Source organism: Bdellovibrio sp. SKB1291214 (genome assembly GCF_002209355.2).
Classification (GTDB): Bacteria; Bdellovibrionota; Bdellovibrionia; order Bdellovibrionales; family Bdellovibrionaceae; genus Bdellovibrio.
The window spans coordinates 3,419,299-3,433,157 of sequence record NZ_CP106855.1 but is presented as its reverse complement, the minus strand read 5'-3'; the positions used below and the strand labels follow the sequence as shown (position 1 = coordinate 3,433,157).

Sequence of the window (13,859 nt, the reverse complement as noted above, 5' to 3'; positions counted from 1 at the left end):
TCAGAAACTTCCTTTTAAATGCTTTTCTTCTCTTAAAAAAACAGGCTTAATTATCGCATGCAACAAAGAATTTTTCATCTAACTTCTTGGGCTAAGACCGCTTTGGGAACAAGTATCGAGCTGTATAAAAAATCACACAGCTTGAGTGACTTTTCCGAACGGCCCATCCTCTTCATCGGGGGCGTCCACGGCGATGAACCCGAGGGAGTTCGCCTGGCTCAGGAACTATTGCAATGGCTTCATGACAATGAAAAAACTCAAAGCCAAAATATTCGCCCTTGGATTCTTATTCCGAACATAAACCCTGATGGCTCCTCTAAGAACCAACGCACAAACGGTCGTGGGGTCGACCTAAACCGCAACTTTCCAAGCAGTGATTGGTCGGCCGAAGCAAAGGCTCCGCGATATTATCCCGGTCCTTCGCCCGGAAGCGAGCCTGAAGTACAGGCCTTGGTAAAACTCATTGAGGACGAAAAGCCACATCTCATAGTACACTTTCATTCGTGGGAGCCTTGCGTTGTCTATACCGGCGAACCCGGCAAAAAGGCCGCGGAAATCCTGGCCACTGGCACTGGATATGAGCATCGCGAGGATATTGGTTACCCGACACCGGGAAGCCTTGGCCAGTACGGATGGATCGACAAAAAAACTCCGGTAGTTTGCATCGAAGAACACAGCGGAGTGGATCTCGATCTTGTGTGGCCCCACTTCGGCAAAGGTTTGGAAATGTTACTCACAGGAAGAGGCGTTTAGATGTCCATGATCAAATCCATCGCGTTCGATTTGGATGATACCTTGCTCGACACCTCCGGGCTGTTGGTGCCGATGGCATCTCAACGTGCTTGCGAAGCGATGATTGCAGCCGGTGTCTGTGTCACGCTGGAAGAGTGCATGAAGATCCGCGAACAGTTGGCAGCGAACCTCTCTCATACAGAAATTTTTACCCGAATTGTGAACCAGTTCGGTGCGACCCAACCCGGTAAAGCCGTGCACGATGCCTTGGAAGAGTTTTACAATCCCGAAGTTCCATCGGTTTTACCTTTGCTTGCAGGGGCTACCGAAAATCTGATTCACCTGAAAGAGCACTACAATCTTTATCTGGTTACAATGGGATCGTTCGATGCCCAAGTGGAAAAAATCAAAGCCTTGGGAGTCGAAAAATTCTTTAAAAAGATTTATATCCTGAATGGCTTCATCGGAGAAAAAAAAGAATCTGCATTTTTGGACATCCTTGCTAATGAAGGCCACAAACCCGAAGAACTTCTAAGCATCGGCAATCGTCTTTCCAGTGAAATTCGTGACGGAAAACGTGTCGGCGCAACCACGTGCTATTTCGCCCACGGTGAACACGTTGGTGAAAACGCCGTGTTCCCCGAAGACCATCCTGATTTTACAATCCAGCAGCATAAGGATTTAATCTCCGTATGCGGACTTTAAAAGCCAGTTTCCTGCTGATTGGCCCATGGGATGCCAGACTGCAAGAGTTGGGAGCGCACATTGCGTCTGACCTGCAGCAGGCATGGCATTGGGTGCAGGATTCTACCTATAACGTAGTTGCTGTTTCAGTGACTGTGATCTTAGGAAAACGTTTCAACGAATTTTATCAAGAGATTAAACAGAACAGCCCGGCGACCCAATTCATTGCAGTTGTGCCGCCGGACTTTTCTGCGAATCAACTCAGCCGGTTGCACGAAGACTATTCTTTCATTCGCGTGATGCATAGTTTTAACGACACGGATTTAGAGACCCATCTGTTCACGGCTTTAGAGGAAGCCAATCAGCGCAAGCAAGATGAAAATTTAGCTGTGCTGATTCGCGAGCAGACCGAAAAATTAAAACGCCTGCAAATTGAACTGGAAGAACGTGTTCAGAAAAGAACGCGCTTTCTAACGGAGGCTCGTCGCAAGCTTTACTTAACCAATTCTCGTATCGAGGGTTTCAAGGTCGCTTTGATGGCTGTCCACCAGGCAAGTTCCGTGGCAGAGATCGAGCAGCTTTTGAATGAATCGCTAGCTAGTAGCGTGCAAACCTCGTGGATTCGTATTTTCTTTTCTCCACAAGATGAGCAGTTCGCAAGCCAAGTGACGGCACAATTAAGCTTTACCCAATTACAAGTTCCACTTTTCAAACAGCATGATCGTATAGGGTCGGTGTTCTTTCTTAGAGCTCCCGATCATCCTTTCAACAAAGAAGAAAGCGATTTTCTGACCCGCGTGGCCGAAGCTGTGGCGTTGGCCTTGGATCGTATTCAAAAACTGAAAGAGTCGGAATCGATGAAAGAACAATGGGAAGCGACATTCAATTCGATGTCAGACCCCGTCGTATTGATCGATCAAAATTACGATATCATCCAATCAAATAAAGCCGCAGAAGCACGACTGCAAGAGCGCGAGCATCCTCATAACACTCGCAAGTGTTATGCTTTATTGTACAACCGCGAAGAGCCCTGCCCGGGTTGCCAGCGAGGGCGAAATTTCCGAATGCGCTCCAAAGATCCTGCACCACGCACCTTTGACGTTTTCAGCCAAAGCTTGATCTTAGACAGTGATAAACCCGCCGTCTTCGTGAATCTTTATCACGACATTACTCATCAACTGAAAATGGAAAAACAGATTCTTGAATCGGCACGTATGGCAGAGCTTGGAACAATTGGTTCCTCCATCGCACATGAATTGAATAATCCGCTGGGTGGTATTCTATCATTTACTCAGTTAATTAAAATGGATATGCCCGGCGATCATCCTCTTTATCCAGATATTTTAGAAATGGAAGCGGGTGTTCAACGTTGCAAAGAGATCGTGATTAATCTTTTGGGTTTCACTCGCAGCTCAACGTCAGATCAAGAAGGTGACATCAGCCTGAAAGACGTCTGCCAAAGAGCTTTCAAGATCGTCGAGCTTCAAACCAAATCTCAAGGTATCGAAGTGCGCCTCCACTTTCCTGCGGATGAGATCTATGTAAAAGGACATTTGAATCTTTTGGCCCAAGCTTTGAAAAACGTGTTCCAAAATGCCATCGACCATTTGACCGACCGCAGTCGCCAGGAAAAGGGATTCCGAGGCTCCCTCGATATCGAAATTTCTGCCGCTGAAGATATTGCCAACATTTTAATCAAAGATGATGGAACTCCAGAGAAAAATCCAAGTCTTCCCATAGGTTTAGGTGTTCCTGTTGCCTCACAGATCCTGCGCGATCACGAGGCGGACCTCGAATTTTACACAGGTCCAGGCCAGGAAAACGTGGCAAAAATTTCCTTCAACCGTCTAGTTTTAAGGTCCTGAAACGCGCGCTGGGCGCGGATTTTTTGACAGGCCCGTCAAAAATACCATATCCTTTTACCAAGGCTGACATGCACGTCGGCTGTCTCTCTAAGAACCCACCATGGAAGGAAGGTTCATGCGTTCACAACGTGTTCTAATCCTGGATGACGAATCGTCTCTGCGTACCGCTCTGTTCAGAGTGCTCGATAGAAAAGGTTTGAACGTCATCACTGCCAACAAAATCGAAGAAGCAAAAGCATTATCACAAGGAGATACTCCTGTTGATTTGGCGATCGTTGATTTGAATCTTCCAGATGGCGATGGCATTGAATTCATGACTTATTTAAAGTCTTTGAATCCGGCGACTGAAGTTATCATCCTAACGGGTCACGCGACGATTGAGTCTGCAATCCGCGCGACACAAAAAGGTGCCTTCCACTTTGTGACAAAGCCATTCAACTTGGAAGAGCTGATGAGCTTGATCGAAAAAGCTCTGACTCACAAAAAACTTCAGCAAGAAAATCAGCAACTTCGCTCTGAACTGAACAAAAAATACAAATTCGATCAAATCGTGGGCTCTTCAGAACCTATTCAAAATGTTCTGCGTTTGATTGAACGTGTCGCTGATTCCGATTCAACTGTTTTGGTTACGGGCGAGTCTGGGACCGGTAAAGAGTTGATCGCTCGTGCGATTCACTACAACTCCCCTCGTGCCAATAATCCTTTCGTTCCAATCAATTGCGGTGCGATTCCTTCGGAGCTTTTGGAAAGTGAATTGTTCGGTCATATGAAAGGTGCCTTTACAGGTGCCATCGCGAACCGCATCGGTCGTTTTGAAATGGCTGATGGCGGAACGATCTTCCTGGACGAAATTGGTGATCTTGAGCCGTCACTGCAAGTGAAACTCTTGCGTGCTCTTCAAGAAAGAAGCTTTGAACCGGTTGGCTCTACGAAAACTGTTTCTGTGAATGTTCGCGTGATCGCAGCTACAAATATCAATTTGGAAGAAGCTGTTGAACAAGATAAGTTCCGCGAAGACTTGTATTACCGTTTGAATGTCATCCCTATCCACGTTCCTGCTTTGCGTGAACGTAAAAGCGATATTCCTTTGTTGTTGAATCACTTTATGGAGATCTTTAACAAAAACAAAGGTCGCGGTCTGACAGGTATTGCCGCTGACTCTTTGGATGCGTTGATGAATTATCCATGGCCCGGCAATATCCGTGAACTTGAAAACTTGGTTGAGCGCATGACCATCTTAAAGGGCCAAGGTATCGTCGAAATGAGCGACCTTCCAATTAAGTACAAGTCGATGAAGCCGACAGCGTCCATGGATGCGAGTCAGTTGGAAATCCCCGATAGCGGAATGGACTTCAACACGGCCGTGGATAACTTTGAAAACAATCTGATCTTGAAAGCTTTAGAAAAAACCGGTTGGAATCGTAACCAAGCTGCAGCTTTGTTAAGGTTGAATCGTACGACATTGGTGGAGAAGATTAAGAAAAAAGGTCTTACTCCTCCCAACGATATCAATCCTGCAAACTTTTAATCTCTGATTGAGACAATGAAGCGACGAAGTTATCTTCGTCGCTTTTTTTGATTGTGAAACCAGACCTTGATCTAGCCTTGTGACTTCATTTTCTGACTGAAAATCCGAAGAGTTTTTGATGCGTGGATTATTGATTTCATTCACAATTTCAATACTTTTTGGATTGCTTGCCTGCACCAGCGCGCAACGTGGGCCCAGCTCTATCCAAACAGATGAAGATCGCATCGTTCGTATTCAAGAAATCGATTTACAACTCTCGCAATATTGGAACAATGACTGGCGCTACAGCCAAAAGTTATTTCAAGTAGCGCCCTCCCAAGTGATGACTTCCAATGCTCCACTTTTTGATCTTTCTAAAATATCGGACCCTCAAATTCGCAGTCAGATTTCTGTGCTGCTTTCCGAAAGACAATCCTTGCGGGATTCTTTATCCCGCAAATTTGATGTACGAGGTTGGAGTGGTGTTGGTCCTTGGTTCCAAAGCACCTTCCGCCGTCCTCTGTTTGAAAAACAAGAGATTATCAGCATTAAAGACCTTGAGGAATACCGGTTAAGCGGAAAATCTGTGAATCCTTTTCCGTTAGAACATCGTTTCTTTGCCGACTATTCTGTGCGCTTCAAAAATGAAATGGTGACTGAAAGAGGTGCGTTTGCAAAAGACAAAGACGATCGTATCAACAAGAGATTTCTGAAAGCTCGGCTAGAATGCGACGGCGATATCCTGGCCCCTGGTAAATTTTTTTGGCAGGGACGGCAGCGTGTTCGCTCGTATGATTTCAATTGGTACTATTCCAACGAAAACAATCAGAATGTATCAGTGCAATTCGACTTGAATGTGTCCCGTTGCCAATTCAAGTACTACGATCCTGAACACGCTTCCACTTGGACCAACGGATTTCCTTTGGCCAGCCTTCGCGAGATCTCTCCGGAGTGGATGAAGCTGACTCAGCAAATTGATATTTGCCCACAGCTTGCTGATGGCATGGGTAAAAATCCCGATGGCTTCTTTTGGATGCAAGACTTCAATTTTACGACGTGTCCACAGACATTCGATAAATATACGAACTTGCGCGATCCGTATTTAGCAATGAATCGCCGCGTGATCTCTTTGACAGGCTCGCCATTAAACCGTTTGGATTTTAATAACAAGTTTCCGATGGCCCCCTTGAATTTCGACAAGGCCCCGCGCTTTGATATTATTTGGATTTCGTCCTTAAATTTCTCGGCAGATTTTTCAGGAATGGTCACGGCGCGCGCCGTTCGCTATCACGCAGAACGCGGCACCCAAGTTCGAATCTTGGTTCCCCAGGTAACCATGACCCGTAAAGATCGCGAGATCGTCAATTGGTTGATGCGGGATCTTCCGAACGTCAAAGTTCAATATTATAAATATTCAGTCACTGATGACGGTGACGGCACTTGGTTTGATCGTTTACACCGTGTGAATCACACGAAGCTTTTATTGGGTTACTCTTCCACCCAACCCGATGCGAACTTCCTAATTACCGGCGGTCGAAATATTCGCGACTCCTATATTTTTCCGGAAACGCCTTTTTACCGCGCTTATAAGAACTTGAAAAACTATGGTGATGGTGAAGAGGCTTATATCTATTACAACGATTTCGAAATTGAACTGCGCGGGTCGGATGTGGTGAAACATACACTGGCTCAGATGCTCAACTTCTGGAACCGCGAAGGATCCACTCACCGCTTCCGGTCCTCCAACGTGAATATTCCCATTACTGGTAATAAAGAATTAGTGGGACGATTGAACACTTTGCCGAAAACGACACCCATGGTTCGTCATATCATGTCCTTGCCTTATTTTGATGGCTATCAATTGGAACGTTTTTACATCGAGATGATTGATTCAGCCCAAAAAGAGTTGCTGCTAACGACGCCCTACTTCCGTCCCTCGGTTGCGATCAGCGCGGCTTTAGATCGTGCCCATGCCCGTGGCGTAAATGTCAAAGTTGTCACCCGTATCCACTTGGCTGGCGACGGCACACCGCAAATCGCCGAGGAAGTGAATAAGGAAGGCATCAATCGCCACCTGAAAAACGTGATGATTTATGAATGGACCGAATCGAATTCAATCATGCACGCCAAGATATTAGTGATCGACGGCAAACTAAGCTTCGTCAGCAGCGTCAACTTAAACCGCCGCAGTTTCATTCACGACACCGAAAGCGGCGTCCTGATCTTACACGAACCCACCTCTCAAGACCTGCGCAAGGAAGTCCTAAGCTACCTAAGCCGCAGCCGCCTCCTAACCACCGAAGAAAAAATCGGCTGGATCAGCGGCCACCTGATCGACTGGGCTGACTCCTACTTCTAAATCCTCCGCTCCGCCTCCTGCCGGCCGGGGGGGGTACCGGTCACACCCATAACTCCCGCAATTGCTCCTCGGATAAACCTCGCAAACGCGTTTTCGAATAGGGCCTCCCTAACGCCTCTAATTCATTCAACTGAATGTAATCCCGCACGATTCTGTAAGGTTTAAACCCACGTATCACGCGCGTGAAGGGACGGTGTTTCCAGATACGCTCTCCCTCATGCCCCTTCGTGAAGGTATCGGTCAAACACTGAGCAAACTGCCCAGCCACCACCCGAAAAAAACTTTGCATGGCCGAGCGCCGCCCACCACGAATCAAAATATGAATGTGATCCGTCTGCACGGAGGCCTGCTCAATTTTCACGAAAAACTTCCGCGCATACTTTTTCATCAACGCATTCATCAAATTGAAATTGCGCGGGTGGCGAAGTCCCTTCGTCACTGCGGCTTTATTAATTTTAAACACAAGATGGATGGGATCTTTGGTTGAGAGAGGCCGAGCTCCCCGACCTTTCGATGATTTCCTCAATGTGCCGCCATGGCAGTAGCGAAATTTCCAGTTGGTATCGAGCCCCGAGAATATCCTTTGTTTCATTATTTCGTCCTCACGAAGAAGCACATGACCGGTACCCCTTTTCCGGGAGTGAGGATGCAAGAGGCAGGACACACTCATGTAGCTATGCTGTGTATCTGAGGGAGGTGCCGTCCGATTATTGGAACGTGACCGATATCCTAAGGGCTCAGCTTGGCTTGGGTCAGTCGCGCCTGGTCTGGCAGAAGGGATTGAACCAGTTGTGGTGAGTTTGGATGGGATAAAAAAACCCGGTTGGATTTCCGGGTTTTTTTGAAACTATTTTGATTTAAATAGGTGGAGCATTTCGAACATGGCGTCCATGCCGGCTAAGGCGGTGATGTCGGCGTGGTCGAAGGGTGGCGAAATTTCTACGATATCGCAGCCGACTAAGTTTGGAATTTTCAATGCGCGGAAGATGCGTTGCACTTCGTACGTCGTCAAGCCACCTGGAACTGGAGTGCCCGTGCCGGGTGCGCAGCTGGGGTCCAAGTTGTCGATGTCGTAGCTGATGTACGTCGGAGTGTCGTCAAATGTTGGCAACGTTTTTAGAAATTCGTTGATTGGTAAATTGCGAACATCATCAACTGTGATTACGCGAATGCCGTGTTTGTTTACGAAATCTAAGTCTCCGCCAGCAGCCAAAGGACCCCGAATACCGATCTGAACCATTTTCTTGGGATCTACCAAACCCTCTTCGACCGCGTGACGAGCAAAAGCACCGTGGTGGTATTCACAGCCCCATGCCGCAGGATACGTATCTAAGTGAGCATCGAAGTGAATAAACGCCAACGGCTTACCATATTTTTTTCTTAAAGCGCGAAGCACTGGCAAGGTCGTGGAATGGTCACCACCAATAGAGACGAATTTCTTATTGTGCTGCATAAGCTCGCCCACGAACTTTTCAATGCGCTCGTAAGTTTGGCCCTGATCAATAGGAACTGTCGGGCAATCACCAATATCGGCCACTTTCAATTTTTCAAAGAAATTTTCCATACGGGTCATATGGAAACCGCGTCCCAAAGATGAAACCTCTCTCATTTTAGTTGGTGCGAAACGAGCACCAGGGCGATATGAAACGCCGCCGTCGTAAGGAATACCAAAGATTCCGACTTCATAGTCCGCGTCAATCGCCACATAGGGCAAACGGAAGAAGGTTTTAATCGCAGAAAATCGGGGAAACTCGCGTCCACTCAGAGGTTTGTAATCCATTATTGACTCCTCATTTATCTAGACTACATTACCGCCGATGGACTATCAACGCGACCAAAAACAATTGATTCAGTGGTACAAAAAGAACCGCCGCGCACTTCCTTGGCGAGAAAATAAAGACCCCTACAGAATCTGGCTTTCTGAAGTGATGTTGCAGCAAACCACCGTGGTCGCGGTTATTCCTTATTTCGAAAAATTTCTGAAGAACTTCCCGACCGTACAGGACCTAGCCTCTGCTCCAGAACATGACGTCTTAGAATCCTGGGCAGGTCTAGGTTATTACTCCCGTGCGCGCAATCTTCACAAAGCTGCAAAGGCGTTAGCTGAAAATGGTTTTCCAAAAACCGCAGCCGAACTTTTGGAACTGCCAGGATTTGGGCCTTATACGTCCCGAGCTGTTGCAAGTATCGCATTTGGGGAAAAGGTCGGCGTTCTTGATGGCAACGTGATCCGAGTCCTTTCGCGCAAGTATGGTTTAAAAGTTGAATGGTGGAACACAAAAGCTCGTCAACAATTGCAGGAACTTTCTGACAAACTTTCCGCGTTCGGAAATTCTGACTCCGTCAATCAAGGTCTGATGGAATTGGGAGCAACAGTTTGTACTCCACAAAAAGTGATGTGTTTGATGTGCCCTTGGTCCACGGACTGTGTTGCTCGCGAAAAGAATTTGGTCGAGAAATTACCTCTGAAAAAACCACGCAAACAAAGTGAAGTCTGGGTGTGGAATCCTGTTGTTTCAATCAAGAACAATAAAGTCGCATTGATAGCAAATGACTATGCTCCGTTCCTTAAGGGTCAGATGATTTTTCCCGGAACCATTTCTCAAAATGATGACAAGCCCAAAGACTATGATGCTAAACACAACATCACACATCATGACATCTTCATAAAAATCGCTCATAAAAAGAGTGTGAGCGACCGAAACATCCAGTGGGTTGAGTTGAAAAACTTAAAGAAGGTAAATCCTTCTTCGCTGTTACAAAAAGTACTTCACAAGGTAGATATATGAAGCAAACAGGTTTGAAGATCTTTATTTTGGGCAGCATCCTCGTCGGATGTTCACACAGCCCAACAAAAGATCTTCTGACCACGGACTTCCTTCTGCAAAAAGATGTTAAGCAAATCACTTTCCAAGGTGATAACGAACGCCCTCGATTTTCTGCCAACAGCAACCGCCTTATTTACTCATCTCGCGGTCGCGGCAATCAAAAAAATCTACAAATTTACGAAACGGATTTAATCCGTAACAAAGAACGTCGCGTGACATTTCAAGACGGCGATGCTTTCGATCCTAGCTACATCAGTGAAATGGAAATGATTTATTCCTCAACTACCGATGAGATCAAGGAAAGTCCGTTCTTAAATCGCAATCCTAGCAAGGAATATCCTCCCGCAGATTTATACATGAGTGATCGCTTTGGTGCAGAGATTTTGCGTATCACAAAACAGCCGGGCTATGATGCGGAATCCTTTCTGCTGCAACACCCAACAAAGCCAACAGTAATTTTTACTTCTCGTCGGGGAGAAGTAACAGGTATCTTTCACTTGGATTTAAAAACCGGTTATGTTTCACTACTTTCTGCAGAAACTGGCAGGGATCGTCGCTCGCCTACGTTGTCTCCGGATAAATCTGCAGTGGCGTTTATTGATACTAATTTGGAAAGCAAACAGCAGAGCCTGCAACTGGTTGATATCCGCACCAAGCAAACGGCGTTGCTAAAGTCTGACGAAGGACAGTACCGGGATTTGTTCTTTGCTCCCCGCTCTCCGGCACGTTTGTTCTATAGCATCCTAAGAAAAGGTGAAAAGAAACATCAGATTGAAGTCTACAACTTGGACACTAAGTGCACACAAGTCGTTTTCAAAGGATCTGATTCGTTGATGTATCCTTCAGTTTCTAACGAATTAAAAGAACGCGTGGCTTTCACACGAACATTTCAAGATAAAAAGCAGATCTACATTGTCGATTTGCCTCTTGAATTGGGACCTTGTTTGGAAAAACCAGTCGTTGAAATAAAAACAGACAAATCAGTCGTGAATACCAACACAATTTCACCAGTCATTGAGCAAACAACCCTTATACCTGCAGCAGCGAATCCAGCAACACAGAACTCAGCAGTGTCAGAAAAAGCGGAGCTCAAACCTGCTGCAAAACGTGCGGTAAAAAGAAAGCCGATTCCTCCTTCTAAACCAGTGCCAGAACCCGAAGTTACGCCGGCTCCGCGTACAATTGCTCCAGAGCCTTCGCCAGCAACGACGCCGGCCGAAACACCGGCAGTGAAAACAAACGCCTCACCTGCTGCAAGTCCAGTTCCTGTAGAAACTCCAACGCCAGCGCCATCCCCGGTTAAATAAAGACCTTTACTCTTGCTGGGGACTCCCAGGCTTGCTAGGCTAAAAGAGTGAGAGCGTTCATTGCCTTTATTTTTTTAAGTCCTCTAATAAGCTTTGCAGCCCCTTATCCGGCGACAAGCACTTCTGCGCTGACAGCACCAGAAAAGGGACTTTATTTTCTTCACAAAGGCTTTTCAGTAAAAACAGAAGGTAGCACTTGGGCTCCGATTGCGACTTCTGAAGACAGCCTGCTTGATACCGTTCGCTTTGCTGACAAGAATGCCCCAGACGCAGCTTCACTAAGCGTTCGCACAGATCGCGTTGCTAAAAATGCTTCGCTTGAGCTTTACACTCGCAAGTGGATGCGTGATTACCCCAATTATGGTTTTGAAGTTTTAGCGACAAAACAGTTCAACCTAAATGGCAACAATGCTTTGATCGTCGATATGCTTTCAAGAGCTAAAAACAAACAGATCCGCCAAGTGGTTTTGAAAAACGAAGACAAAGTGGCAATTATGACTTGTTTGGATAGCAAAGACACCTTCAGCAAATCACTGAAAGAGTGTAATCAGATCATCAAGACCTTCTCTTGGGTCACTCCTGAAGAAAAACCATCTCTGAAAAAATAAAAGGCACCTCAAGGGTGCCTTTACTTTTATATTTAATTATTATCGAACTGACCTGGGCAGTGATCCACTTCGACGGGGCAAAATACGCATTCCATGCCACGAACATCTTTAGTCACGCGGCCCGTGGCTTTTTCCACCTCTCGATAGAAACCCTGGTCGATGTTTAAGATGTGTTTTAGTCCGTGCCAACCCTCACCCACAACGACATGATCCATTTCTTGAACTTGATTCGATAGAACGGTCACGCGATCGTTTTCAATCCAATACAAAGCTAACGGTTGATTCTTTGTCACCGCGAAGTGAATCTGGATTTTCTTACCTTCTGTACGGCAGCGAACAGCATTGTAAAGCTCAGAGATTTCAGCGTGAGCTGCGGAAGTCATAACCAAAGATGCAATAAGAGAGCAGATGAGTTTTTTCATGCTCATGATCAAAACGACAAAACCTCTTTGTGTCAAACAAAGAGGTTTTGTTGAAAGCTAAAAAATGTGTTTCCGCAACGTTGAATGTAAGGACGTACCTTTGATTGCAGGTCAGCCGAACCTTTCTGATTACTGGAATACCAAGTAGATATCCGACATGGCTTTCGAGCCACCGCAATCTAGTGCATTCACATTCAATTCATACTGCTTACCAACACTGAAATCACTTGTCAGAAGCAATGTACCGATCGTTGCCGTACCGCCAGATTCGAAAGCTTGCAATGCTACGTCTGCATTGTTCACTTTGATTTTACCTGTTGTACCGATTGCCGAGTCACCAGAACCGAATGCGCGATAATTTGAGATAGCTGCTGATGAGGAAGCCAAACGACTGCCCATCAAGACAAAGTTATCTACCAAGATCGAAGTCAATGCTTGGCTTGAACCTGACAATTTTACGGAGCGCTCCCCGTTTAAAGTTACTTTATTTGTAAATGAACCTAGCACATACGGAGCAGCCACGTTCGTCAAAGCCGTGCTGCCAGCTCCTCCATTTGCCGTGCTGTGATCGCGGGCAACCACATTCGACAAACGATTTCCTGAGGAAGGAGCTGTCGCAATCTTATCGAACAACTTCGCATAGTAACAAACTCCATCCACTGTACGCTCTGGAATTACGACAGGGAATGATTTAATTTCAACGAAAGACTTACAAGAATAAGTGATACATTTACCACCCGATTTCACTTCATTGCTTCCGCATGTAACAGAGATCGAAGCCGTTTTTGTAATAGACTCCCCAATGGAGTTCGTCCCTTTCACATTGCATGAAAGATCCTGAGTGATTTTTAAAGTCGTCGAAGTTGCCGTCACTGGTAATGCACCTGACTGACCATCATTACAAGAATAAGCCAAGTTACTGACGTTGTAACCCGCCGTGATCAAAGCCGCTGAACCATTGATGGCTACCTTTTCACTCGAGAATGAAGCATCTAAATCTGGAGAAGGACATGCCTTATCAAGACCGATGTAAGAGCCCTTTTCAGACTTCACAAAGTTCTCTTTGCCATTGTCACAGATATACGTGTCATTTTTATTATAGATTGCGTTCACAACCACAGAGCTGGAAGGACAGCTTTTTGGCTCAGTGACAGTTCCGTTTGGAATTGTCCACGTGCTGCCAGAAGCTTTGCCGTTACAAGTCGCTGGCAAGCAAGCACCCGTTGTAGAAATCAAACTGCCTTTGGACCAATTGCCCGTTGCAACGGCGTTACCGTTAGAACAAATCAACTCGACATTCTTGATATAGGAATATTTAAGATCGCCGCCATATTGGCACACACCATTTTCGGATATGGCATCATTGGATGGAACCCACCAAGTGGAACCTTCGGCACGACCAAAGCAATTTGGTACTGCTTCCTCTTCGGGAGCGGATTGCGTTGACGCTAATTCGGATTTACTGAAAGACGCATTGTTAGGTGCGCAGTTTTGAAATGCGACAACAAGTAGGCCTACGGCCAATATCTTATTAACATGCTTCATTT

General features: G+C 46.1%; 12 protein-coding genes. 8 read left to right on the top strand and 4 right to left on the bottom strand.

The features are described 5' to 3' along the window. Positions 1 to 57 precede the first annotated feature (57 nt). From B9G69_RS16890 to B9G69_RS16870, 5 genes are all read left to right on the top strand, one after another. Positions 58 to 753 (top strand): DUF2817 domain-containing protein, encoded by a 696-nt coding sequence (locus B9G69_RS16890; protein WP_088615662.1) that lies wholly within the window; start codon positions 58 to 60, stop codon positions 751 to 753. Then, complete coding sequence (locus tag B9G69_RS16885) at positions 754 to 1,437, top strand: HAD hydrolase-like protein (RefSeq protein WP_088615663.1); 684 nt, start codon at positions 754 to 756, stop codon at positions 1,435 to 1,437. Then, the gene (locus B9G69_RS16880; RefSeq protein WP_265437855.1) at positions 1,425 to 3,281 is read left to right on the top strand and encodes a PAS domain-containing sensor histidine kinase; all 1,857 of its coding nucleotides are present in this window, start codon (positions 1,425 to 1,427) and stop codon (positions 3,279 to 3,281) included. The genes B9G69_RS16885 and B9G69_RS16880 overlap by 13 nt, the downstream gene beginning before the upstream one ends. Positions 3,282 to 3,396: 115 nt before the next feature. Beyond that, positions 3,397 to 4,809 carry a sigma-54-dependent transcriptional regulator gene (locus tag B9G69_RS16875; RefSeq protein ID WP_088615664.1) on the top strand — a complete coding sequence of 471 codons (1,413 nt, stop codon included), beginning with the start codon at positions 3,397 to 3,399 and terminating at the stop codon, positions 4,807 to 4,809. 118 nt (positions 4,810 to 4,927) lie between these two features. Next, the gene (locus B9G69_RS16870) at positions 4,928 to 7,147 is read left to right on the top strand and encodes a phospholipase D-like domain-containing protein (RefSeq protein ID WP_088615665.1); all 2,220 of its coding nucleotides are present in this window, start codon (positions 4,928 to 4,930) and stop codon (positions 7,145 to 7,147) included. 40 nt (positions 7,148 to 7,187) lie between these two features. On the opposite strand, the gene B9G69_RS16865 is transcribed toward B9G69_RS16870, so the two are convergent. Continuing rightward, entirely contained in the window at positions 7,188 to 7,763 is a 576-nt protein-coding gene (locus B9G69_RS16865; RefSeq protein WP_265437854.1) for a transposase, read from the bottom strand. 231 nt (positions 7,764 to 7,994) lie between these two features. Next, positions 7,995 to 8,927 (bottom strand): agmatinase, encoded by a 933-nt coding sequence (gene speB / locus B9G69_RS16860; RefSeq protein ID WP_265437853.1) that lies wholly within the window; start codon positions 8,925 to 8,927, stop codon positions 7,995 to 7,997. 37 nt (positions 8,928 to 8,964) lie between these two features. Between speB and B9G69_RS16855 the strand changes: the two genes are divergently transcribed. The 3 genes from B9G69_RS16855 to B9G69_RS16845 are packed head-to-tail and all read left to right on the top strand — an operon-like array spanning position 8,965 to position 11,890. Next, positions 8,965 to 9,936 carry an A/G-specific adenine glycosylase gene (locus B9G69_RS16855; protein ID WP_088615668.1) on the top strand — a complete coding sequence of 324 codons (972 nt, stop codon included), beginning with the start codon at positions 8,965 to 8,967 and terminating at the stop codon, positions 9,934 to 9,936. Further along, entirely contained in the window at positions 9,933 to 11,282 is a 1,350-nt protein-coding gene (locus tag B9G69_RS16850) for a PD40 domain-containing protein (protein ID WP_088615669.1), read from the top strand. The genes B9G69_RS16855 and B9G69_RS16850 overlap by 4 nt, the downstream gene beginning before the upstream one ends. A gap of 47 nt (positions 11,283 to 11,329) precedes the next feature. After that, positions 11,330 to 11,890, top strand: coding sequence for a hypothetical protein (locus B9G69_RS16845; RefSeq protein ID WP_088615670.1), 561 nt, complete (start codon positions 11,330 to 11,332; stop codon positions 11,888 to 11,890). A 32-nt stretch (positions 11,891 to 11,922) separates the two neighbouring features. On the opposite strand, the gene B9G69_RS16840 is transcribed toward B9G69_RS16845, so the two are convergent. After that, a complete protein-coding gene (locus B9G69_RS16840; protein WP_088615671.1) occupies positions 11,923 to 12,312 on the bottom strand; it encodes a hypothetical protein in 390 nt (129 codons plus the stop codon). Positions 12,313 to 12,441: 129 nt separating this feature from the next. After that, positions 12,442 to 13,857 carry a hypothetical protein gene (locus tag B9G69_RS16835; RefSeq protein ID WP_088615672.1) on the bottom strand — a complete coding sequence of 472 codons (1,416 nt, stop codon included), beginning with the start codon at positions 13,855 to 13,857 and terminating at the stop codon, positions 12,442 to 12,444. Positions 13,858 to 13,859 lie beyond the last annotated feature (2 nt).

Coding starts and splice junctions, on each gene's coding strand:
- B9G69_RS16890 (WP_088615662.1), top strand. CDS start 58: ATGCAACAAAGAATTTTTCATCTAACTTCTTGGGCTAAGACCGCTTTG.
- B9G69_RS16885 (WP_088615663.1), top strand. CDS start 754: ATGTCCATGATCAAATCCATCGCGTTCGATTTGGATGATACCTTGCTC.
- B9G69_RS16880 (WP_265437855.1), top strand. CDS start 1,425: ATGCGGACTTTAAAAGCCAGTTTCCTGCTGATTGGCCCATGGGATGCC.
- B9G69_RS16875 (WP_088615664.1), top strand. CDS start 3,397: ATGCGTTCACAACGTGTTCTAATCCTGGATGACGAATCGTCTCTGCGT.
- B9G69_RS16870 (WP_088615665.1), top strand. CDS start 4,928: ATGCGTGGATTATTGATTTCATTCACAATTTCAATACTTTTTGGATTG.
- speB (WP_265437853.1), bottom strand. CDS start 8,927: ATGGATTACAAACCTCTGAGTGGACGCGAGTTTCCCCGATTTTCTGCG.
- B9G69_RS16855 (WP_088615668.1), top strand. CDS start 8,965: ATGGACTATCAACGCGACCAAAAACAATTGATTCAGTGGTACAAAAAG.
- B9G69_RS16850 (WP_088615669.1), top strand. CDS start 9,933: ATGAAGCAAACAGGTTTGAAGATCTTTATTTTGGGCAGCATCCTCGTC.
- B9G69_RS16840 (WP_088615671.1), bottom strand. CDS start 12,312: ATGAAAAAACTCATCTGCTCTCTTATTGCATCTTTGGTTATGACTTCC.
- B9G69_RS16835 (WP_088615672.1), bottom strand. CDS start 13,857: ATGAAGCATGTTAATAAGATATTGGCCGTAGGCCTACTTGTTGTCGCA.